This window comes from Amycolatopsis sp., from assembly GCF_035276945.1.
Taxonomy (GTDB): domain Bacteria; phylum Actinomycetota; class Actinomycetes; order Mycobacteriales; family Pseudonocardiaceae; genus Amycolatopsis_E.
Map to the genome: position 1 here is coordinate 1 of NZ_DATELF010000017.1, position 20788 is coordinate 20788.

Genomic DNA, 20788 nt, shown 5'->3' on the forward strand with positions numbered 1-20788 from the left:
CCGCCGGACGCGAGCGGCACGTCGGGCACCAGGACCCCCGGGCCCGCCGGGGGAACCTGGCCGCGGGGCGGACGCCCGGCGAACGGGCGCGTGCTATCGGGTGTGGTCAGCGCCGAGGCCGTGTACCAGAACGGCTCGGCGAGCCGGCCGGAGTCCACGCGCGCCCGCACGGCCTCCTGGGTGGCCGCCGACGACAACACCGACAGCCGCACCCGGTGCTGTTCCTCGTTCTGCGGCACCAGGAAGTTCATCGTGGCGGTGGTGACGTCGAGGTTTTCCAGCGCGGCGGCGTGCCGTTCGTCGTGGTAGGACTCCAGCAGCTCCTCGCCGGCCCAGCCGTGCAGCACGAACGCGAGCTTCCAGGCCGCGTTCTCGGCGTCCGCGACTCCCGAGTTGAGCCCGCGCGCCCCGAACGGCGAGACGAGGTGCGCGCAGTCGCCCGCGAGCAGCACCCGCCCGGCCCGCATCCGGTCCACCACCCGCGAATGGAACCGGTAGACGGATTTCCAGACGATCTCGTAGCCCGCGTCCCCGACGATCGCCCGGATCCGCCGGTCCAGCGCCCCGCCGGCCTCCTCGGCGGCGAGGTCGAAATCGCCGGGCACCTGCCAGTCGATCCGGAAGGCCGAATCGGGGCAGGGGTGGATGAGCACCTGGCGGCCGGGGTTCCAGGACGGGTCGAAGTAGAACCGGCGCTCATGCGCCCAGCCTGCCAGCCCGGCCCGGATGTCGCAGATGAGGAACCGGTCGTCGAAGGAGTAGCCGTCGAAACCGGTCCCGAGCATCCGCCGGACCTCGTCGCCGCGCGCCCCCGCGCAGGCGACGGCGTAGTCCGCCCGGATCGTCCCCCCGTCCGCGAACGTCAGGCTCACCCCGCCGTCGTCCTGCGTGATCCCGGTGACCTGGTGGTTCCACCGGACATCGACCAACGGTTCGGCCGCGATCCGCTCGTCGAGGATTTCCTCGGTGCGGGCCTGGGAGATGTTGACGAACGGTGGGAACGCCGAACGCCCGGCCTCGCCGAGGGTGTAGACGAACAGCTCCTGGTCCCGGTAGAAGGTGCGCGCGGTCGTCCAGGTGACGCCCTCGTCCGCGATGCGGCGGCCCGCGCCGACCGTCTCCCACACGTCCAGCACGTCGCCCTGCTGGCAGATCGCCTTGGAACCGACGGGATCACGCTCGGGGCGGCCGTCCACCAGCACCACCGGCACGCCCCAGCGAGCCAGCAGCAGGGCCGTCGTCTGCCCGACCGGCCCGTTCCCCACGATCGCGACCCTCATGACTGCAGCTGGTCCCAGACCTCACGGTCGCGCTGCGCCGTCCAGATGACCGGCCGCTCGATCCCGGAGAGCTCGTCCCACAGGCGCGACACGTCGAAGGGCAGGCAGTGCTCGAAGATCGGCCACTGGCCGTATCGCGGGGCCAGCGCCGCGTGCGTGCGTTCGAAGGCCTCCTTGAGCGTGCCACCGGCGCTCTGCACGGCGCCGACCTCGTCGATCATCACGCGCAGGAAGTGCCGGGTCTGCTCGATCGCCGCGTCCACCGCTTCCCGGCCCCGGCTGACCGCGCCGCGGCCACCCACCAGCGCCTCCGCGCCGAACCCGCGCACGCGGTCCAATGTGGACGATGCCCAGTCGCGGTGGAAGGCGTCACCGGTGTAGAGCGCCGCCTCGGCCTCCACCAGGTCCCCCGCGAAGAGGACACGCTGACGCGGCAGCCACGCCACGATGTCGCCCTCGGTGTGACCACGTCCGCAGTACTGCAGGACGAGCTCACCCCGGTCGCCGCCGAGATCGATGGTCAGCCGGTCCGAAAAGGTCAGCGTCGGCCAGGTCAGCCCCGGCACGGACTCCGCCCCCTTGGCCAGCCGCGGCATCCGCCCGAACTCGCTCTCCCAGTCCTGCTTGCCGCGTTCGGCGACCAGCGCCCGGGTGTTCTCGTGCGCCACCACCACCTCCGCGTCGAACGCCGAGGCCCCCAGCACCCGCACCGCGTGATAGTGCGACAGCACCAGGTACCGCACCGGCTTGTCCGTGTGTTCGCGCAGCTTCGCCAGCCAGTCCCGGGCGACCACGGGCGTGGCCAGTGCCTCGAAACAGACCAGGAAATCCTCGCCCTCGATCGCGCCCACGTTGGGATCGCCCTCGGCGGTCAGCGCGTACACCCCGTCGGCCAGCACCTCCAGGGTGTGCTCCTTGTCCCCCAGATCCGCTGATGACGCGAAAGCCTTCTGAGCCACAGCCAGCACCCTCTTTGATCAAATATTTGACTACATTCTGGTGCGGATCGTAACGCAGATTCTTCATAGACAAAAGACTTGGTCACCCAACCACCCAAGATCAGCCGGCCAATGAACTCATCCTTTAATCAAATCTTTGATTATTTGCCCTGGTTTGGCCGGATACCCAGTATCGTGGCCTGCCGTGACCGGATCGTTCTGGCTTGACGTGCTGCTCGGCGTCGCCGCCGCGCTGCTGTTGCTGTGGGTCGTGCTGGTCGTCACGCTGCTGATCCTCCGGCCTCCCGGCGGGCTGCTCCGGGAAGCGCTGAGGGTGCTGCCCGACGTCCTCCGCCTGGTGCGGCGGCTCGCCACCGACCGGGCACTGTCCCGCGGGGTGCGGATCCGGCTCGGGCTGCTGCTCGCCTACCTCGCGATCCCGATCGACCTGATCCCCGACTTCATCCCCGTGCTCGGCTACGCCGACGACGTCATCATCGTCACCGCCGTGCTGCGCGGCGTCGTCCGCCGGGCCGGGCTGGACGTCGTGCGCGAGCACTGGCCCGGCACCGACGACGGGTTCGCCGTGCTCACCCGTCTCACCGGACTCGACCGGGCCCGATAAACGCTACTGGGGCCGGATCACCAACTGCGCGGTGGCCAGCAGGCTCGCGGCCGCCACCGCGACCGTCGTGAACAGCAGTAACCGCCGCGACGAGCCCCGGCGACCGGCCACGCCCGTCAGCACGAGAACGCCGGCCAGGCACACGGCGGCCGCGACGTCCAGCGGAGCGCCCCGGATGATCCCGCCGCGCAGCAGCAGCACCCCGACCGCCGCCGCCGAGAGGCCGGTCCGCTGCCACGCCAGCGCCGTGCGCTCGGGCTGCAGACCCCGATCGCGCGGGCTCATCGGATCTGGATCAGGACAATGGCGACCACGACCGCACCGACCGCCGCGGCGGCCCAGCTCACCGCGACCGGCAGCCAGGTCATCGGCAGCGGCCTGCCCTGTCGCATCGCGTGCTGCACCCGCGCCCAGCGACAGTACGCGAAGGCGGCCAGCAGGGTCCCGACCACCGCGAGCAGCACGGCAAGGCCCGTTCGCAGGCCCTCGACCGTGAACGGCGGCACGAGCTGGGTGAGTGCCACCGCACCGGCCAGCAGTGCCAGCGCCGTGCGCAGCCACGCGAGGAAGGTGCGCTCGTTCGCCAGCGTGAACCGGTAGTCCGGCTCTTCGCCCTCCTCGTACCATTTCGGGCTCATCGGACCGGCACCGGGAGCGTTTCGGCGAGCCCGAACCGCGGATACAGTTCGTCGAAGTGGAACCGGACGAGGGACGAGATACGGTCCCCGGCCATGCTGAGCACGAAGATTCCCCCAGGGGTCGCGATCGGATTCGAAGGTTCGCCGAGGTAACTGCCGAAGGCCGGCTGGGTGTTGGCGCGGACGGGCACGAGGTGCACCCGGCGGCCGCCGCGGTAGGTGACGGCGGCACGCAGGAATTCCGCGATCGCCGCCAGACCGTGGTACTCGTGCGGCGCCGGCGGCATGGACAGCCACGCGTCGTCGGTCAGCAGCGCGATGACCCGGTCGATGTCGGCGGCGACGAACGCCTCGGCGAAACGCCGGCCGAGCTCGTGCTCCTCGGCGGATCCGGGCCGGGTCCGGCCGGTGTCGCCGAGCTGGTGGTCGAGCGACGCGCGGGCACGTTGCAGGATGCCCTTGATCGCGGTCGGAGTGGTGGTGAGCATGCTCGCCACCTCGTCGGCGGTGAAGCCGAGCACGTCACGCAGGACGAGCGTGGCCGCCTGGCGCGGTGGCATGCGCGCCAACTCGAGTGTGCTGTCCTCCACGGCTGGCATCTTGCCATTTCGCGCCCGCGCTCCGTTCCCGTCCGCCCCGGTGTCTGAACAGGGCGAGTCCGGGTTTCGTGTGGGGCGAGTCCGGGTTTCGTGTGGGGCGAGTCCAGGTTTCGAGACGGGCGAGTCCAGGTTTCGAGACGGGTGTGTCCGGATTTCGAGACGGGTGTGTCCGGATTTCGAGGTGGGGCGAGTCGGGGTTTCGAGACGGGCGAGTCCAGGCTTCGAGGTGGGGCGAGTTCACCGCGTTCCATGGCTTCGAAGGTCTTCGACAGCCGCGTGATCCACAAAATTCGGACTCACCCGATGCGAAAGCCGGACTCGCCCCCGCGAAACCCCGACACACCCGACCCGAAACCCCGACACACCCGACCCGAAACCCCGACTCACCCGGCCAGAGACCCCGACTCACCCGGCCCGAAAGCCGGACTCGCGAGGTTAGGGGGATCGCCGGGCCGCGGTCGTCGACCGCACGACCAGGCTCGACGGCCACCCCGTCACCGGCCGGCGCCGGGATAGACTGGCTTATCCGCGCGATGACGATCGAAGAAAAGGTCTCGCTGCTCCACGGCGCGACCGATCCCGCCTCGCTCGGCGCAGCGGGCTACGTTCGCGGTGTCCCCCGGCTCGGCATTCCCGCGCTCAGGCTGTCGGACGGCCCGGCGGGGATCCGGATCACCCGGCACGCCACCGCCATGCCGGCCCCGGTCGCCCTGGCCTCGACCTTCTCGCCGGACCTGGCCAGGGCCTACGGCGCGGCGATCGGGCGGGAGGGCCGCGACCTCGGCATCGACGTGCTGCTCGCCCCGATGACCAACATCGTCCGCGTTCCCCAGGCCGGGCGGAACTTCGAAACGCTCGGCGAGGATCCGCTGCTCGCCGGAACGCTGGTGGCCGCCGAGATCCACGGCATCCAGGACGCCGGGGTGATCGCGACAGTGAAACACTTCGCGGCCAACAACTTCGAGAACGACCGGCAGACCATCAGCGCCGACGTCGACGAGCGCACGTTGCGCGAGATCTACCTACCGGCTTTCGAAGCGGCGGTGGACGCGGGAGTAGGCGCCGTGATGGTCTCGTACAACCGGCTCAACGGGGTGTACGCCACGGAAAACCGCCACCTGCTGACCGAGATACTGCGCACCGACTGGGGTTTCGCGGGCTTCGTGATGTCCGACTGGTTCGCCACCCACAGCGGGCCGGCCGCGCTCGAAGCCGGCATGGACATGGAGATGCCCGGGGACGCGAACTTCTCGGCACTGGTGGCCGCCGTCCGCGACGGCAGCCTCACAGAGGCCATTGTGGACACAGCAGTGCGCCGGATTCTCGTCCAAATGAGACGTTTCGGCCTGCTGGATCCCCGGCGAAGCCGCCCGCCCGCCGGCCCCGCACCGGCCCCGCACCGGCCCCGCACCGGCCAGGACGGCCCGCGAAGTCGCGGGCGCGGGCGCGGTCCTGCTCCGCAACGAACGGAACACGTTGCCGCTGGCCAAGTCCGATTTGCGGTCTCTCGCGGTGATCGGCCCGACCGCGCGAACCCCGCTGATCGGCGGTGGCGGCAGCGCCCGCGTTATCCCGGCACGCGCCGACAGCGTGTTGGACGTGCTGCGCGGCCGTGCCGGGCCCGGCGGCGGGATCCAGTTCGCGCCCGGCGTCGATCTCGATGGCGTCGCGGTGCCCGCGTCGGCGCTGTCGCTCCGGCGCGCCCAGGCCGGGGGCGCCACCCAGGCGGACAGCCAGGTGGACTACACCTCCTCCGCCGCGCTTCCGGCGGGGAGTTCGTGGACCTGGGCCGGCACACTGACCCCGCCGGAAAGCGGTGTCCACGATCTTCGGATCCAGGGCGCGGGTGGCACCCAGACGCTGGGGGGCTCCATCACCCTGACGCTGGAGGGCACCCAGATCGGTTCGGTGGACGCCATCATCGGCGGCGACAGCCGGCTGATCCGCACCGCCGACGGGCTCGGCAACGCGGGTCAACAGGTCGAGTTGACCGCGGGCCGGCCGTACGCGATCACGATCAGGGCGGCCGCCGGCGCGACGACCCCACTGCAGGTGCGGCTCGCCTGGGTCACCCCTCAACGGCGGCAGCAGGCGATCGACGAAGCGGCGCGGGTCGCCCGCACCGCCAGGACCGCGCTGCTGTTCGCGTTCAACGAGGGCACCGAGGGGCAGGACCGGTCCAGCCTGTCGCTCCCCGAGGACCAGGACAAGCTGATCCAGGCCGTCACGGCGGCGAATCCGCGCACCATCGTCGTGCTCAACGTCGGCGATCCGGTGCTCATGCCGTGGCTGGACCGCACCGCCGCGGTGCTGCAGATGTGGTATCCCGGTCAGGAAGGGGCCGACGCCACGGCCGCCCTGCTGGTCGGCGAAGCCAACCCCGGCGGGAAACTGCCGGTCACGTATCCGAAGCGGGCCGAAGACAGCCCGGTCGCCGCCCCGGAACGCTATCCCGGCGTTGATGGCCACGCCGTTTACCGCGAAGGGGTTTTCGTCGGTTACCGGCACTACGACGCCATGGGAATCGCGCCGCTGTTCCCGTTCGGCCACGGGCTTTCCTACACCCGGTTCGACTATCGCGAGCTGAAGGTGCGCGACAGTCGTGATGGCTTCGAGGTCAGTTTCACCGTCCAGAACACCGGCGACCGTTCCGGCGCCGAGGTTCCCCAGGTTTATGTCGGCCCGCCGAACCCGGCACCGGTGCCGATGCCGCCGCGGCACCTGGCCGGGTTCGCGCGCGTCGAACTGCGCCCGGGTGAGCGCCGGACGGTCACCGTCAAGGTCACCGGCCGTGCGCTGTCGTACTGGTCCGTCCAGCGCGGAGGCTGGGTCCGGGCCACCGGACGGCGGGAGGTTTTCGTGGGCTCGTCCTCGCGAGACATCCGGCTGCGAACCACCACGCCGACTGGGAGGTAATCGTGACAAGGTTGCTCCTAAGTGGACTGACAGTGCTCGCTCCTGCCGTTTCCGCGCCGGGTGGTGCCGTGACCGCGGGCGAATCCGGGCGCGCGGCGCCGGTCACCCGGACCGAGAGCGGGTTCGTCCGCGACGCCGCCGACGATGGCGTGGACAGTTTCCCTTCCTTACGCCCGGCCTCCCGTCGGGTCCCTGCGCTGACAGGCACCGCGGCCCCCGGCGCGCTGGGCGGGCGTCCGCGACGCCGTCGCCTACGGCAACCGGTGCCCGGCGACGGCCAGCACCAACGGCCCGCGCTCGGAAACCGGGGACTGCCTGTACCTCAACGTGCACCGGCCCGCGAACATCCCGCCCGGGCAGCGGCTGCCGGTCCTGTTCTGGATCCACGGCGGCGGCCTGACCAACGGCGGCGCCAACCAGTACGACGGAAGCCTGATCGCCACGCGAACTTCGACCGTGGTCGTCACCATCAACTACCGGCTCGGCGTGTTCGGCTTCCCGGCCCACTCCGCGCTGACGAGTGAGGCCGGGCAGTCGGGCGCGATTACGGCTTCCTGGACCAACAGGCGGCGCTGCGCTGGGTCAACCGGAACATCGCCTCGTTCCGGGGCGATCCGCGGCAGGTGGCGATCGCGGGCGATTTCGCCGGCCTTCACCCCGGCCGAACGGCGGCTCTCTTCGGACATGGTGCACGCGTGGGGCGCGTTCGCCCACAGCGGCTCGCCCTGGGCGGCCGGACCGGCGTACTGGTCGGGTTTCAGCCGTACCGCGAAGGTGATGTCGCTGCATGCGGGCGGCGCGTCGGTTCTGTTGTCCGACAGGCAGGTGGAGGCCGAGCACTCCTGCGACTTCTGGAACTCCGCGGGAGCCTGAAGCGTGCGCGAGTCCCCCACTCCCGTTGCGCGAGTTCCACGTTCGCCGTGCGTGAGTCCCCATTCCCGGTGTGCCAACGGGAATCCACACGACGCGAACGGGGAACTCGGGCGCAGCGAGAGGGGACTTGCGTGTGCGAGCCAGGCGACGGTCAAGGAGCGCTGGCCGCCCGCCGCGCGCGCTCCGCGAGCGGCAGTCCGGGCAGGCAGGCCGTCAGCATGCCGAGTTTCCTCGGATTGCCTCCCAGCTCAGGGTTTCGTTCGAGCGCAGCACCGCCTCCACCAGCCGGGCCGAACGCACCCCGTCGGCGCCCGTGGGCAGGCCCTCCGGTTTTCCGCCCGCGAGGGTCGCGTAGGTGTCGGCGACGAACGCCGTGAAGCAGTCGGCGTAACCCTGCGCGTGGCCGGCGGGCAGTGTCGACAGCCTTCGCTGCTCGGCCGAGCCCTGACCGGGGTCCCGCACGATGATGCGGGCGCCGCGTTCGTCACCCAGCCAGGCGGTTTCGGGGTTCTCCTGGTCGAACACCGCGCTGCCACGCGTGCCGTCGAGTTCGAACCACAGCCGGTTCTTCCGTCCCGCCGACACCTGCGACACCGTCAGTGCGCCGAGTACTCCGTCGGTGGTGCGCAGCAGCAGCGTGGCCACGTCCTCGGTTCGCACCGGGACGAGCGGCGAGGAGGAAGTCTCGCGGCTGAAGCTGGCGGCCGAGCGCTCCGGCCGCGAACCGATGGTCGTGGCCAGCCGTGCGACGACCTCGCCGAACCGGACGCCCGCGACCCACTCGACCAGGTCGCACCAGTGGGAACCGATGTCGGCGAAGGCTCGCGACGGGCCGCCCATGCGGGGGTCCACCCGCCACGACGCCGCGCTCCGCGGCAGCATCCAGTCCTGCAGGTAGCTGCCGTGGAGAAGGTGCCAACCGCCGAACTCCCCCTGCCGGGCGCGCGCGGCGATCTCACGTACCAAGGGGTGGTACCGGTAGACGAACGGCACCGCGAGCAGGAGCCCGCACTCGTCCGCGAGGGCGGTAACCCGCTCGGCATCGGCGACGGAAGTGGCGAGCGGCTTCTCGCAGACGACGTGCTTCCCGGCGCGCAGGACCGCTTCGGTCTGGGCGGCATGCAGGACGTTGGGCGTGCACAGGTGCACGACGTCGATGCCGTCGTCGGCCAGGAGCGCGTCGAAGTCCGGATAGGCCACCGGCACGTCCCAGACGCGGGCCACCTCGGCGCCACGTTCGGCGGTCGAGCCCAGGACCCCGGCCGGTGTCGCGCCGACGGCCCGCACCGCGCGGGCGTGCACCGCCCCGATCATCCCGGTACCCACGATCGCGACCCGGGGCAAATTGACCCACCTCCCGCTCGAAGACTCCCGATGACGCTCCATGATTCCGGTGCCGGGCACAAGACGCCGCATTTGGCTTTCGGGCACATTCGCGGGCGAGACGCTCGTGCGGCGCAGACGATGCTTGTTCCGGAAATGACAGGGCAACTCGCGGAAGTCGCCCTTTCAGTCCCGCGAGTTGCCCCCACCTTCGTTCACGCACCCGGGCTCGAAGCGGCCGCACGATCACCTGAGCCAGGTTGCAGGACGAGCCGCTAGTGCCGGACGAAGTCGGGTTCGGCGGGTGTGGGCGCGGGAATACTCACTTCGTCCGTCTTCGGACCCGGAATCGTGTCGATGCCTTCCATGCCCTTGGTGAAGTCGACCGGCTCGTCGTCCATGAACGCCCGCGGGTTGAACGTGTCGTCGACCATGACGCCGTGGACCCGGCGCCGCTGCATACCGAAGTTCCCGGCGTCGTAGAGCGGCAGCAGGGCCGCCTCACGCAGGTAGCGATCGAACCGGTGCTTGCGGTCGACCGAGTTCACGCCGACGACCTGCATGCACTTGTAGACGCAGTCGAACATCATCTCCGTGCAGTGGATCTTGCACATCGCCCCGAGCATCTCACCGTGGTACCCGTGCTGGTCCAGATAGTGCGCCGACTTCCAGCAGAAGTACCGGGCGGCCTCGATCTTCGCCGCGACGTCGCCGAGGACGTAGCCCGGGTACTGGTAGTTGATGATCGGCATCGGCCCGCCCGCGGTGTAGGTCTTGGCCCACCGCAGCGCCTCCTCGTAGGCGGCCCTCGCCACGGCCACCGCCCCGATCCCGGCGACCGGCCCTGACCACGCGAAGTTGCGGTTGATCACCAGGTCCCCGTTGCCCCGGGTGCCCTCGATCAGGTTTCCTGCCGGGACCCGCGCGTTGTCGAAGACGATCTCGCAGTTGGGTGCGCTGCGCTGTGCCGACGTGCTGATCGAGCGGTAGGTGACGCCCGGCGTGCCCCGCTCGACCATGATCGCGGACAGCCCGGCGGTGCCGCCCACGGCAGGGTCGGTGCGCACGATCACCAGGTTGAAGTTGGCGCCCTGGTTGTCCCAGCCGCCGACGTTGCACGGCCAGTACTTGCGGCCGTTGATGACGTACTCGTCCCCGTCGAGCAGTGCGGTGACGTGCATACCGGCCCCGTTGATCGCGGGCGCGTCGAAGTTCGCGGTGCCGCCCGGAGTCCCCGCCGGTTCGCTGGCCGCGTAGCCGACGATGAACTCACCGCTGGTGTCGGCCGTGGCGGTGCCGATGAACCGCTTCTTCTGCTCCTCGGTTCCGTAGTACCAGACCGGCAGCAGGCCGAGCCCGTTCACCAGTACGGTGGTGCCGAATCCGGGATCGACCGCCTGGATCTCTTCGGCGGCGATCACGAAGTCCACATTCGACAGGCCGCCCCCGCCGTATTCCGCGGGCAGCATGGAGAAGGCGATGCCCTGCCGGCACGCCTGGGCATAAGCGTCCTTGGTGAGCTGGAATCCCTTCAGCGGATCCGGTTCCGCATCGATCCGGTCCGTTATCGGGGCCAGGTGGTTCTGCGCGAACGAACGCGCGGCCAGCTGAATTTCGCGTTGTTTCTCGGTAAGGGTGAAGTCGATAGCCATGACACTACCCCGACTCAATTTCGGATAAAAGCCTGGAATTGCCGCTCTTTTGTTTTGTGGGGTAAATCTCAGACTACCCCGGGAAACGCCGGCGCGCGAGTTGCGGATTCGACCGGTCGAGCCCCGGCGCCCGGATTCCTGACGCCGGGGCTCGCGGACCTGGCCTACATCGGCCGAAGTTGGTCCCGCCGCAGCCCCACGAACCGTCCCTCGGCCTCCACCAGCGGAACCTCCGGCTCGCCGACCGTGGTGATGCCGCCCTTGACCAGCGTGTGCCGTCCGGCGAGCTCGACCACCCGTCCCCACACCCGGAGCGGGACGTCCAGGGGCACGGGCCGCAGGTACCGGAGGCTGAGCTCCCGCGTCACGCCGGGCCTGCCGCCGGACGCCACGGCATGCCCGAGAACCTGGTCGAGCAGCAGGGCACTGATCCCGCCGTGCCCGTGTGAGGGCGGTCCCTCGTAGGCCGGGCCGAGCATGCACCTTCCTTCGGCGCCGTCCTCACGCATCTCGACACGCAGCGGCGGCGCGATCGCGTTACCCGCCCCGATCACCGGGTTGAGCATCCGCACTCCGCCCAGCAGATCGTCCACGGAAGCCGGCTCGGTGATCGCGCGGGTCCGTGCCCGAAGCGCGGGGGCGAGGGCACGCAGCCGCCGCGCGCTCTCGCGGATCACCTCCGTGCCGGCCTCCGTCCGGGTAGCCAGATCGACGAGCGACCGGAGCGCTTCGCCGAGTTCGGCCACGGCCGCGCGGCGGTCCGCCAAGGACTCTTCGGCGGGTGAACCCGGCCGGCCGCCCCGCCCGGCCGGCACCTCTTCGCTGTCCTGCCCGGACTGGGGAGGGGGCGTGCTCGTCACGGGCGCGACGCAGGCGCGGGAGCGGGCGAAGATCCGCGTCGACTCGGCCCGAGATCACCCGGCCGGTTGCCCTCGATGAGCACGCCGGCACGCTGGGCCATGGCGAGGACGGTACGCGGGCCGGGGTGTTCGCTGCCGGTGATTTCCAGTACCCCGCACCCGGCCAACGGGCCGTGGCCCATGGACGCTCCTCCCACCGCACGCCGGTCAATCCGCGTCAACGTAGCACGATGACTCATTCACCGTGTCCGGGCCTGAATTCCGAATACGTTCGAGCCGGATCGGGGGCAAGCTCCATCGATTCGCCGGCGCCGCGAGCAGACCATTTCTCCGAGAAGGCAAAGCGGCCCGAACAGGGACTCCACCGAGATCTCCGTACTGGCGACGTCCGGCTGAGAGGCGCTGCGCTGAACAGCCCACGACTTAGGTCGCGATCGCGGGAGAATCTTTCCGACGTCACCCGGACGGCTGCTGTTGACACAAAATCGGGTCCTGAGCCTTGATCCGTGGGCCGGTTGGGGTGGTGTCCGGTGCGTTGAATGAGAAAGTACCTTCTGGATTGGGAGAATCTGGGTTGTTGAGGTCCTGATTCACTCAGCGCCCCGGCGTTTCGATCTTTTGAATGGAATGTCCGTTTTTGTCTCTGGTTCGGGTTCGGTGGGGGCGGGTCAACGGGTGAGCACGGCTTCTGGTGATCTTTCAGGTGCTTACGCCGAAGGATCGTGTCCGGAGCCGCGCTCGTGTCCACTGTATCGTCGATCGGTCCTGTCCTTGACGAGTTGTCCGCCGCCGGGACGCGCGGGTGGTGGCGGATCCGGCGTTTCCGGAATCGTCGCTGGTGGCGAGGCTCTCGCCGGTGCCCGATCGAAGGGAACGACGAGGCCGGCGCCATGAGTGGCGGTCACCGACGCCGATGTGATGCTCGGCGGCATCCAGCCCGGTCACTTCCCCGCCGTGTTCGGCCCGAACGGCGACCAACCCCTGGATGCCGAGATCGTCCGGCACCGATTCGCCGAACTGGCCGCTGACATTCGCGCGCAGACCGGGGACGAGCGCACACCGGAGCAGGTGGCCGAAGGTTACCGGCGGATCGCGGTGATGAACATGGCCAACGCGGAGAAGATCTCTGTCCAAAAAGGACATGATAGCACCGGATATGTGCTCACCACCTTCGGCGGCGCAGGCGGCCAGCATGCGTGCGCAGTCGCCGACTCGCTGGGTATCCGCACCGTGTCTTCACGTCGCTGTTCCGCCGGTTCCCCGGCCTGCGTCTCGCCATTGACGTCGACACCCTGGAGGTGCGCGCCAACCGCGCCAACCGCGTCACCGGTGGTGTCGAAAACGTCCCTGTCCTGTGGTAGCCCGAACACGCGTCACAAAAGCCGAACACCCCCGTCACGAAGGCCGAACTCGCCCGTCACGAAAGCCCGACTCGCCCCGCACGAAAGCCCGACTCGCGCGCCTTCTACCAGGTGACCCAGACTTCTTCGAGCCCGCCCACGATGACCCCGCTCCGCGGCCGCAGCGTTTCGGGGGCGTCCCGCAGCCGCAACGTGGGCAGCCGCCGGACGAAGGTCTCCAGGGTGACCTGGAGTTCGACACGCGCCAGCGTCTGGCCGATGCAGAAATGCGGCCCCGCGCCGAAGGTCAGGTGCTGGGCGGCGTTCGCCCGGGAGGGGTCGAACTTCTCGGGTTCGGCGAACTTGCGGTCGTCCCGGTTGGCGGTGCCCGGGTTGACGATCAGCGTCGTGCCCCCCGGGACCGGGCAGCCTCCGACCTCGATGTCCTCGCTGATGAACCGCGGGATACCCACGCCCATGTTGGTGTCCAGGCGCAGGACCTCCTCCACGGTGCCGCGAACCAGTCCGGGATCGGCGAACACGGCCTCGTACCGCGCGCGCTCGGAGAGCAGCATCGCCGTCATCTTGCCGATCATGTTGGAGGTCGTCTCGTGCCCGGCCACCAGCACCCCCTGGGCCGTGGCGATGACCTCGGCGCGGCTGAGCCTGCCATCGTCCGCGTCGCAGATCATCGTCAGCTCCGACAGCAGGTCGTCACCCGGGTTCGCGCGCTTGACCTCCACGAGGTCGGACAGGTAGCCGGTGAACTCCCGCTGGGCCCGGTCCACCTCCTCCTGGCTGTACTTGGTCAGCGTCAGGCTGACCTGCGACCAGTGCGCGAAGCGGTCCTTGCCCTCGGCGGGCGCGCCCAGCAGCGCGCAGATCACCCGCACCGGCAGCGGCAGGCCGAACTCCCTCATCACGTCCACCGGCGCGCCCTTGGCGAGCATGTCATCGACCAGTTCGTCCGCGAACCGCTGGATCGTGGACCGGTAGGCCTCCATCTTCTTGACCGTGAACGACCGGCTGAGCAGCCGCCGCCACCGGCGATGCCCGGCACCCTCGTTGATGTCGACCCCCTCGGCGGGCGGGCGGCTGAACGTCCCGCCGTCCTCGGTGGTCGCCATCCGCGCGGCGCCCGGCCGGTCGAGCCTGCGGGTGAACCGGGGATCGGACATCACGGCCCGGACCTCTTCGTAGCCGTTGACCAGCCCGACGACGTCGCCGCTGGGCATGCGGACGTGCGCGACCGGGCACCGGCTCAGTTCGGCCCACTCCTCGGGCGGTTCCAGCGGGCCGGGCTTGTCGAAGGGGTAGTCCGGGATGGTCTCGGTGGTCTCGGTGGTCTCGGAAACCATGACCGCTCCTCACTCAGCGAAGTCCCACCGCTACGCTAAGAGGGTCACCTTGATAAGTCAATTACCTTAAACGCCGTCCCAGGCCCTTCCGCCTCAGCAGCCCAAGGTGATCACCACCGCGCTGCCCGCCGCCAGCGTGAGATTCAGGGTGCCGCCCTCGGCCCGAAGGCCGGTGCGGAAGCCTGGTCAGCCTGGTGTGGGCCGCGGTCACCGTGCTGATGATCGTCCGCCCCGGCTTCACAACGCGCGCCTGACCGGTTCAGCGCAGGGACGCGACGATGGTGTCGATCAGGGTGAACGGCGGATCCATGGTCGCGTGGATCCGTTGGGCGGGCACGGCCTGCTCGCCCATGATCATCGGTTCGGACGCCTGCAGGACGGTCGGCTGCTGGCGGGCGTCCAGCGCCAGGTAGAACGCGGTGCGGTCGACCAGCCGCACGATGGTCGGGCAGGCGAGGTCCGGATCGGGACTGGCCAGCCGGGCCCCGCTGCCGAGGTAGAGCGCCTGCCGCCCGGCGTCGACCGTGCGCCACCACTCGTCCCCGCCGGCGATGAGCCGAGGGTCGTCGCACGAGGAATGCAGGACGGCGAGCGCCTGCCGGATCGCTTCGGGGACGGGAACCTCGAGGTTGAGCGGCTGCGAGGTCTCGTAGATCGAGAACCGGGTTTCGCCCGGCCCGGGCGGGAGCAGGAACAGGTGGAGCAGGCCGGGCTCACGCACGCCGCGGGAGGCACGCACCAGCTGGCCGAGTACCAGGCCACGGAAGCGGGCCGACCTGTCCTGGTCAAATCCGGCCAGCAGCCTGGTCAACGTCCTCATGCCCCGCCTTCCCAAGTCGCGGACGCCGTTCTCCCGCGGCCAGCGTCCGCGGAGGATCCGGGCCAGGTTAACCCGCCACGTCCAGTCCTTGGTCACAACCCCGCGGTGCTGCTTCCCTGCGCCGCGACGCCGCGCAGTTGTTCCGGGACCAGTACACCGCCGGCGAAAACCAGCGCCGAGCTCGCGGGCCGGCCCCGGCGCCGGTCAGCACCGCGGAGGCCGGTGCGCGACGAGGGCCTCCCGGGCACTACGTGGAACGGGCCGGGACAGCAGGTCGGGGATGCGCTGCTGCCCCGGACCCTGGTCAGGGGACGGCGGATATCGGACGCTAGCGTTACTTGGCGGTCGAGAGGTAGCTCCGGTGACACAAGTCTCCAGTTCCTTGCCACGCCGACGATCTTGATATCAGACTCGCCCCTGGCGATCGTTGAACACCGACGTTGTCGCGAACTGGAGGAGGCATCAATGGCGAGCGCGTCCCCGGCCATCCTGAGTGACCAGACCGGCGCGGTTCTCCGCATCACCTTCAACCGGCCGGACTCACTCAACGCACTCACCTCGGCCATGCTGGCCGAAGTTGCCGAAGAGGTCGAGACGCGAGGCCACGACGACAGCGTGCGGGTGCTGGTGCTCACCGGGGCCGGGCGCGCGTTCAGCTCCGGCGCCGACCTGCGGGCCGCGGACGACGAGCCGCCCTCCGCGGAGACGGTCCGCGCGGCCAACCGGCTGATCCGCGCCCTGCGCGCGGTACCCAAGCCGGTCGTCGCCGCGGTCAACGGGGCCGCGGCGGGTGTCGGCTGCTCGATCGCGCTGGCCGCCGACCTGACCGTCGCGTGCGAGTCCGCCTACTTCCTGCTGGCCTTCGCCCGGATCGGGCTGATGCCGGACGGCGGCGCCACCGCGTTGCTGCCCGCCGCCATCGGCCGGGCCAGGGCCACCAAGATGGCGATGCTCGCCGAACGGGTGGACGCGCGCACCGCCGAACGCTGGGGCCTGATCGCCCAGGCCGTTCCCGACGCGGACCTCGAGGCCGAGGTCGAGCAGCTCGTGGCGAAGCTCGCCGCCGGGCCGACCGCCGCCTACGCACAAACCAAGCACGCGTTCAACGCCACCGCGCTCGCGGGGCTCGAAACCGCGCTCGAGCGCGAGCACGAAGGCCAGACCGCGCTGTTCTCCACCGCCGACTTCGCCGAAGGCGCCACGGCGTTCCGGGAAAAGCGGGCCCCCCGATTCTCCGGGAAATAGCGCGCACCGCCCGGAAATGTTCGGGCTAGCCGTAATGCGACCGGGGTGGCCGGCGGCCATGCTGGAGCCATGGCTATGCGCTGCCTTCTGATCGACGACAGCGCCCAGTTCCTCCGGTCGGCCCGGGAGCTGCTCGAACGGCAGGGGGCCGAGGTCGAGGTGGCCTCGACCGGCGCCGACGCTGTGCGGCTCGCCCGCGAGGGGCGCCCGGACGTCGTGCTGCTCGACATCGACCTGGGCGACGAGACCGGGTTCGACGTGGCACACCGGCTCCACGACACGGAAGTCTCGCCACCGGACGGACTCCCGATCATCCTCGTGTCGACCCACTCCGAAAAGGACTTCGAGGACCTGATCGGCTCGAGCCCCGTGGTGGGGTTCCTGCCCAAGTCCTCCCTTTCGGCGCGGGCCATCCAAGAGCTGCTCGAAGAGCAGGCCGCGCGCTGACCCCGTTCTCCGTACATGGACACGTTTCGGCTGGTCAGCGGGCTGCACCAAGATGATCTCTCGGGTATCACCGCAGGTCAGCGGCTCACGCGCGGAATACCCGGCTAGCAGCGGGCTTCGAGAAAGGTGACGACCGCCAGGACCCGGCGATGATCGTCACCGCTGTCGGGCAGCTGCAACTTGGTGAGGATGTGCTGCACGTGCTTCTCGACCGTTCCCTCGGTCACCCACAGGGCACGGGCGATCCCCGCGTTCGACCGCCCCTCCGCCATCTGCGCCAGCACCTCCCGCTCCCGGGTGCTCAGCGCGGCCAGCGGGTCGTCCTTGCGCTGGGCGCGCAGGAGTTCCTGAACGAGGGACGGATCCAGGACGGACCCGCCTTTCATGATCCGTTCCAGCGTATCGACGAATTCACCCACGTCGGTGACCCGGCGCTTGAGGAGGTAACCGACTCGTTCCCCGCTGGCCAGCAGCTCCATCGCGTGCTCCACCTCCACGTAGGCGGACAGCAGCACGATCCCGACATCGGCGAAGCGCTCCCGGATCTCGTGCGCGGCCACGAGCCCCTCCGTCCGGTGCGCGGGCGGCATGCGGATGTCGATGATGGCCAGGTCCGGGGTGTGCTCCTGAACGAGCTTGAGCAGCCCCGGGGCGTCGCCGGCCTGGCCCACCACCTCGAAACCGGAACGCTCGAGCAGGCTGGTGATCCCCTCGCGGAGCAACACGTCGTCGTCGGCGACGACGACCTTGCCCCGCGGAGGGCTGTCCGTACCGCTGGCTCGGGGCGCTGGCACCGTCATGTGCACCACCTCGGCTGACGCTGAGCGGGTGGGCCCGCTGCCTTGGAGCCTACCGTGCGTGTGGCCCGGCCCGGCGTTCTCGGCGCCAGTCGCTCGCACCACAGCGAGGATCGGCCTACACCGAATCGGAACAACGTCGACTGACGCGGCACCGGTGCTTGGCTGGTTCTTGGCCGGTTGTTGGCCGGTGCTGTCAATACCGGCCAGCAGGTATCCCCCGCTGCCGGTCAGCCACAGCTCGCAAATGCCCGCTCGCGGTGACGACGGGGAGGGGTCCGGAACGGCAAGCTTGCACACAACCAGGACGACCACCACCGGGACGGGACATGCGCACGACGCAGCGGGAATCGGTTGACAACGTGCTCGAAGCTGTGCGCACAGGGCGTAGCGCCGCCCTCGTGGTGCACGGCGAGGGCGAACTGGCCCTACCGGGTGAATTCCGGGTCAGCCGGGTCGCGGGTGCGCGATCCGACCGGGAACTCACCTATTCGGGGCTGCACCAGCTGTGTGCCCAGGCCCTCGACCAGTTCGAACGGTTGTCGCCACCGCAGCGGGAGGTCCTGCGCGCCGCGTTCGACCCGGCCGCCGAAACACCCGACCCCTCCTTGGTCGGCTTCGCGGTCTTCAGCCTGCTCGCGCACGCGGCCGAAAAGCGGCCGCTGGTGTGCGTGATCTCCAACACCCAGCGGCTGGACAAGGCCTCCCGGCAGGCGCTGGGGTTCGCCTCGCGGCGGCTCGTGGCCGAGTCCGTCGCGCTGCTGTTCCTCGTGGGGGACGCCGGCACGCCCGCCGAACTCGTCAAGCTTCCCGAGGCCTGGCCCGCCGAAGCGCCCGCCCGGGAAGTCGTCACCGCCGGCTGATCCACGCCGCGATCTGCGTGCGGGAGTTCAAGCCCAGCTTGCTCAGGATGTTCTCCACGTGTGTTTCGGCGGTGCGCTGCGAGATCACCAGGGTCGCCGCGATCTCCTTGTTGGACTGGCCGTCGGCGATGAGGTTCGCGACCTGCAGCTCCCGCCGGGTCAGCTGCGGCCCGCCTGCCGGGGCCGGGGCCGGCTCGGCCTCCCGCTCGGCCTCCTCCCCCAGCGCGAGCGCGACCGCCGCCTCGGTGTCGGCCTCACGTCCTGAGGCGTAGGCGCTGTCGAAGGCACGCTCCCCCAGCATTTCGCGGGCGCGGGCGCCCCACTGTTCGGCCCAGTCCCGGAAAGTCCCCCAGCCGAACACCGGCCGTCCCATCGGTTCCCACAGCGACTCACCGGTCCCGAAGAGGTACGCGGCACGCTTGGCGTCGCCCCGGGCGGTGGCGAACCTGGCCAGCAGCGCGACCGCGGCGGGAGTGCCCAGCTGGTCGCCGACCCGGCGCTTGAGCCGCAACGATTCCATCGCGTCGTCCTGGGCCTCGGTGGTCTCGCCCCGGCGCCAGCGCGCGACGGCACGCACCCACAGCACCCACGAGCGGGTCCACTGCTCGTCCGCCGACACGCAGATCCGGGACCAGTCCTCGCACAGCGCGAGGGCGTGGTCCTCGTCCCCCAGCAGCGCGGCCACGGTCGGCAGGTTGCACCAGGCGAGGCCCGACGCGGTGTCGAACATGCCGGTGGCCTGGTAGTCGGCGACGGCCTGGTCGAGCACCGGCACCCCGTCCGGCGGGCCGTCGAGCAGGCGCACCGCCCCGGGGACGTCCCCGTGCGCGATGGCGAGCCAGCCGGTGATCCAGCGCAGTCTGGGCTTCCCGTGAGGCCTCGCGGCCACCGCGCGGTCCAGCCACCGCCGGCCGTCCCGGACACCGCGGTTGATCCAGAACCACCACAGCGCATACGCCAGGTCGCCGCCCGAGTCGATCTGGTCCGGATCGTCGAGGCTGAAGCCGAGCGCCGCCCACAGGTCGGGCTGGTCGAGTTGGCACCGGCCCAGCCACTCGGCCTGCCGGGCCCCGAACCAGTCCGCCTCCGCGTTTTCGGCGAGGCCGAGGTAGTGGTCCCGGTGCCGGATCCGCACCGACTCCTGCTCGCCCATGACCGCGAGCCGCTGCCGGCCGAAGGCCCGGATCGTCTCGAGCATGCGGTACCGGGACTGGGCACCGGCGGCCTCGCGGACCAGCACGGACTTCTCCACCAGCCCCGCGACCCCCTCGGTGATGTCCGGCCCCGCGATTTCCGGCCCCTCGCCCACGCTTTCCGCCGCCCGCAGGTCGAAACTGCCCGAAAACGCGGACAACCGCGCCCACAGCGCACGCTCCGGCCCGGGACACAGGTCGAAACTCCATCCCACGGCCGCCTCCAGCGTTCGATGACGGGCGGGTGCGGTCTTCTCGCCCGCCGACTGGAGCAGGAACGGCGCGTCCAGCCTGGCGAGGATCTCCTCGACCGAGAACGCGCGCAGCCACGCGGCCGCGAGCTCGATCGCCAGGGGCAGGCCGTCCAGCCGCCGGCAAAGCCGCACCACGGCTTCCACGTTTCCGTGCCCGAGCCGGAACTCGGGCGCCACCGACGAAGCCCGCTCGGCGAACAACGCGACGGCATCCGCATCGAGCGCCTGCTCGGTGAGCGGCGCGCCGGGGTCCGGAGTGGACAGCGGCGGCACCGGAAGGACGTGCTCGCCGAGAACGCCGAGGGGTTCCCGGCTGGTGATCAGGAACCGCAGCCCCGCGGCGCGCGTGAGCAGGCGCTCCACCAGCGCGACGACCGCCGTCACCACGTGCTCGCAGTTGTCCAGCACGATCAGCGGCCGGGTGCCGTCCAGCGCGGCTTCGAGCACGTCCATGACATCCTGGCCGGAGGTGTCGGGCAGTCCCAGCGCCGCCGCCACCGCGGCCGGGACCAGGTTCGGGTCCGCTACGACGGCCAGGTCCACGAAGTGGATGCCGTCCGGGAAGGCGCGCCGCAGGCTCTTGGTCACGTGCAGTGACAACCGGGTCTTCCCGACGCCCCCGGGACCGGCGAGCGTGACCAGCCGTGAAGCGGTGAGCATCCGCTTCACCTCGGCCGTCTCCTCCCGACGACCCACGAACCCATTCGGCTCGGACCGGCCGGCCACCCAGTAACCGTACGCGATCCGCCCAAAACGAACCAACCGGC

18 protein-coding genes and 3 pseudogenes are annotated in these 20788 nt (G+C 70.3%); 8 read left to right on the forward strand and 13 right to left on the reverse strand.

What is annotated here, in order from left to right:
* Both VJT49_RS01900 and VJT49_RS01905 read right to left on the reverse strand, forming a co-directional pair.
* A partial coding sequence (locus VJT49_RS01900; protein WP_324162478.1) for an FAD-dependent monooxygenase occupies positions 1 to 1280 on the reverse strand: 1280 nt, incomplete at its 3' end.
* Positions 1277 to 2239: an MBL fold metallo-hydrolase gene (locus VJT49_RS01905; protein ID WP_324162480.1), complete on the reverse strand. Its 963-nt coding sequence runs from the start codon at positions 2237 to 2239 to the stop codon at positions 1277 to 1279. The genes VJT49_RS01905 and VJT49_RS01900, both read right to left, overlap by 4 nt.
* A 184-nt stretch (positions 2240 to 2423) precedes the next feature.
* Here VJT49_RS01905 and VJT49_RS01910 point away from each other — a divergent pair, with 184 nt between their 5' ends.
* Positions 2424 to 2843, forward strand: coding sequence for a YkvA family protein (locus VJT49_RS01910; RefSeq protein WP_324162482.1), 420 nt, complete (start codon positions 2424 to 2426; stop codon positions 2841 to 2843).
* 3 nt (positions 2844 to 2846) lie between these two features.
* On the opposite strand, the gene VJT49_RS01915 is transcribed toward VJT49_RS01910, so the two are convergent.
* From VJT49_RS01915 to VJT49_RS01925, 3 genes are read right to left on the reverse strand one after another with little or no spacing between them, the layout of a single operon-like run.
* Entirely contained in the window at positions 2847 to 3128 is a 282-nt protein-coding gene (locus tag VJT49_RS01915) for a DUF202 domain-containing protein (protein ID WP_324162484.1), read from the reverse strand.
* Positions 3125 to 3481 (reverse strand): YidH family protein, encoded by a 357-nt coding sequence (locus VJT49_RS01920; RefSeq protein WP_324162486.1) that lies wholly within the window; start codon positions 3479 to 3481, stop codon positions 3125 to 3127. The genes VJT49_RS01915 and VJT49_RS01920 overlap by 4 nt, the downstream gene beginning before the upstream one ends.
* Positions 3478 to 4071 carry a sigma factor-like helix-turn-helix DNA-binding protein gene (locus VJT49_RS01925; RefSeq protein ID WP_324162488.1) on the reverse strand — a complete coding sequence of 198 codons (594 nt, stop codon included), beginning with the start codon at positions 4069 to 4071 and terminating at the stop codon, positions 3478 to 3480. Before VJT49_RS01925 ends, VJT49_RS01920 begins: the two co-directional genes overlap by 4 nt.
* Positions 4072 to 4613: 542 nt before the next feature.
* On the opposite strand from VJT49_RS01925, the pseudogene VJT49_RS35005 reads away from it, so the two are divergent.
* From VJT49_RS35005 to VJT49_RS35010, 3 genes and pseudogenes are all read left to right on the forward strand, one after another.
* Positions 4614 to 5345, forward strand: a pseudogene (locus VJT49_RS35005) (glycoside hydrolase family 3 protein); the annotation flags it as partial.
* Positions 5346 to 5532: 187 nt separating this feature from the next.
* On the forward strand, positions 5533 to 6996 hold the full coding sequence (locus tag VJT49_RS01935; RefSeq protein ID WP_324162522.1) for a glycoside hydrolase family 3 C-terminal domain-containing protein: 1464 nt from the start codon (positions 5533 to 5535) through the stop codon (positions 6994 to 6996).
* Between the two features lie 213 nt (positions 6997 to 7209).
* Positions 7210 to 7488 (forward strand): annotated as a pseudogene (locus tag VJT49_RS35010) (carboxylesterase family protein); the annotation flags it as partial.
* Positions 7489 to 8082: 594 nt separating this feature from the next.
* Here the strand turns inward: VJT49_RS35010 and VJT49_RS01945 are convergent.
* The 4 genes from VJT49_RS01945 to VJT49_RS01960 form a co-directional block, all read right to left on the reverse strand.
* Complete coding sequence (locus tag VJT49_RS01945; protein WP_324162492.1) at positions 8083 to 9213, reverse strand: Gfo/Idh/MocA family oxidoreductase; 1131 nt, start codon at positions 9211 to 9213, stop codon at positions 8083 to 8085.
* Positions 9214 to 9467: 254 nt separating this feature from the next.
* Positions 9468 to 10844 (reverse strand): acyl-CoA dehydrogenase family protein, encoded by a 1377-nt coding sequence (locus VJT49_RS01950; RefSeq protein WP_324162494.1) that lies wholly within the window; start codon positions 10842 to 10844, stop codon positions 9468 to 9470.
* A gap of 164 nt (positions 10845 to 11008) precedes the next feature.
* On the reverse strand, positions 11009 to 11704 hold the full coding sequence (locus tag VJT49_RS01955; RefSeq protein ID WP_324162496.1) for a PaaI family thioesterase: 696 nt from the start codon (positions 11702 to 11704) through the stop codon (positions 11009 to 11011).
* Complete coding sequence (locus VJT49_RS01960) at positions 11701 to 11886, reverse strand: hypothetical protein (RefSeq protein ID WP_324162498.1); 186 nt, start codon at positions 11884 to 11886, stop codon at positions 11701 to 11703. Before VJT49_RS01960 ends, VJT49_RS01955 begins: the two co-directional genes overlap by 4 nt.
* 736 nt (positions 11887 to 12622) lie before the next feature.
* Here VJT49_RS01960 and VJT49_RS01965 point away from each other — a divergent pair.
* Positions 12623 to 12895, forward strand: a pseudogene (locus VJT49_RS01965) (hydantoinase/oxoprolinase family protein); the annotation flags it as partial.
* A gap of 274 nt (positions 12896 to 13169) precedes the next feature.
* Here the strand turns inward: VJT49_RS01965 and VJT49_RS01970 are convergent.
* Together VJT49_RS01970 and VJT49_RS01975 are read right to left on the reverse strand one after the other, a co-directional pair.
* Positions 13170 to 14402, reverse strand: a complete 1233-nt coding sequence (locus VJT49_RS01970) for a cytochrome P450 (protein ID WP_324162500.1) — start codon at positions 14400 to 14402, stop codon at positions 13170 to 13172.
* A gap of 259 nt (positions 14403 to 14661) precedes the next feature.
* Complete coding sequence (locus tag VJT49_RS01975; protein ID WP_324162502.1) at positions 14662 to 15222, reverse strand: hypothetical protein; 561 nt, start codon at positions 15220 to 15222, stop codon at positions 14662 to 14664.
* Positions 15223 to 15687: 465 nt separating this feature from the next.
* On the opposite strand from VJT49_RS01975, the gene VJT49_RS01980 reads away from it, so the two are divergent.
* Positions 15688 to 16467, forward strand: a complete 780-nt coding sequence (locus VJT49_RS01980; RefSeq protein ID WP_324162504.1) for an enoyl-CoA hydratase — start codon at positions 15688 to 15690, stop codon at positions 16465 to 16467.
* 69 nt (positions 16468 to 16536) lie between these two features.
* Positions 16537 to 16914 (forward strand): response regulator, encoded by a 378-nt coding sequence (locus VJT49_RS01985; protein ID WP_324162506.1) that lies wholly within the window; start codon positions 16537 to 16539, stop codon positions 16912 to 16914.
* A 104-nt stretch (positions 16915 to 17018) separates the two neighbouring features.
* Here the strand turns inward: VJT49_RS01985 and VJT49_RS01990 are convergent, their stop codons facing one another.
* On the reverse strand, positions 17019 to 17714 hold the full coding sequence (locus tag VJT49_RS01990) for a response regulator transcription factor (RefSeq protein WP_324162508.1): 696 nt from the start codon (positions 17712 to 17714) through the stop codon (positions 17019 to 17021).
* Between the two features lie 326 nt (positions 17715 to 18040).
* Between VJT49_RS01990 and VJT49_RS01995 the strand changes: the two genes are divergently transcribed.
* Positions 18041 to 18574, forward strand: coding sequence for a hypothetical protein (locus VJT49_RS01995; RefSeq protein ID WP_324162510.1), 534 nt, complete (start codon positions 18041 to 18043; stop codon positions 18572 to 18574).
* Here the strand turns inward: VJT49_RS01995 and VJT49_RS02000 are convergent.
* The gene (locus VJT49_RS02000; RefSeq protein ID WP_324162512.1) at positions 18561 to 20681 is read right to left on the reverse strand and encodes a LuxR C-terminal-related transcriptional regulator; all 2121 of its coding nucleotides are present in this window, start codon (positions 20679 to 20681) and stop codon (positions 18561 to 18563) included. The genes VJT49_RS01995 and VJT49_RS02000 overlap by 14 nt on opposite strands.
* Positions 20682 to 20788 lie beyond the last annotated feature (107 nt).